This window comes from Vibrio sp. 779(2023), from assembly GCF_033344285.1.
In the GTDB taxonomy this organism is placed as follows: Bacteria; Pseudomonadota; Gammaproteobacteria; order Enterobacterales; family Vibrionaceae; genus Vibrio; species Vibrio alginolyticus.
The window spans coordinates 1-1,090 of the sequence record NZ_JAWPOM010000201.1; the positions used below are offsets into that span (position 1 = coordinate 1).

The 1,090-nt window shown below is 49.4% G+C and carries 2 protein-coding genes; both read right to left on the reverse strand.

From position 1 onward, the window contains the following. On the reverse strand, nt 1–394 hold a 394-nt coding region (locus R8O70_RS26070; RefSeq protein WP_318184569.1), incomplete at its 3' end, for an ABC transporter ATP-binding protein. 9 nt (nt 395–403) lie between these two features. Continuing rightward, nucleotides 404–1,072, reverse strand: a complete 669-nt coding sequence (locus tag R8O70_RS26075) for a hypothetical protein (protein ID WP_005481717.1) — start codon at nt 1,070–1,072, stop codon at nt 404–406. Between the last annotated feature and the right edge of the window lie 18 nt (nt 1,073–1,090).

Sequence of the window (1,090 nt, forward strand, 5' to 3'; positions counted from 1 at the left end):
CGCCCAGCCCCACATGTTCCAGCATCTGTGAGGCAAGTTCAGTTTGTGCAGTTTTTGAAAAACCGTTGAGATGCAACGGATAAGCGACGTTCTCCAAAGCCGTCATCACTGGCACCAAGTTGAATTTTTGAAATATAAAACCCAGCTTTTCACGGCGCATTTTCGCAGCCTGCATTTGTCCGCTCGGGTAAGGTTGACCAGCAAACGTTACCTGACCTTGATATTGTGAATCCAACATGCCAAGCACATTGAGTAAGGTACTTTTTCCTGAGCCGGAAGGCCCACACAGCGCCACCATTTCACCGGCAAACACCTCACCAGAGACATCTTGCAACGCGCGTACGGTTTGGCTGCCAAGGGTGTAATCGCGACTGAGTTTACTGAAAACGATCATGACGCCTCCTTAATGTTTAGCCAGTAACGCTTTGGCAGTTTGCGTTTCTAAGTGAGTGCTATCGAAACTTTCCATTTTCGCCAACCATTTCTGCGCTTGCTCCATGTCCTCTGCACGCAGCGCTGCTTCAATGGCGTAAAGGTAAACCCAAGCCGTTGCCGCGAACGGTTGTTGATTGAAGCTCGGTTCATCAAGCAGAGTCAGGTACAGCTCGTACCCACGCTCAAAGTGATTAAACATATCCGGAAGCGAAGTGTAAGTGGTGGCCGCCATCGCAGTAGCCAATTGATATTCTGGTAGCCCTTGTAAACGCTGCTGCTCTTGAATCGGCATAGGTTGATTCGCCATTAAATCCAAACCTTTCTGAATGGTGGCAAGCCCGCGCTCAGTGAACTTCATCTTGTTCCATGGCATAAACGCATCGCGCCCTTGCAAGGTTTCACTGCTGCCAAGGTAAACCAATGTCACAGGCGTAGCGCCTTGCTTTTGAACTAATTGTGAAAGCTCGTCATGTACAGTATCCACCAAACCCGTGTCGCCCTGTGCGGCTTGGTTAAAGCGAGTTAGTAACTGCTCAGTAGGGTTTGCCAACGCCAAGCTGCTACTCAAGGTAAACGCTGCCAATGCCGCGCCGAGCAAGGTTGTGGCTCTGGATAAATGAAGATTGAAAACCATCATGGTAACTGTCCTTAGTTG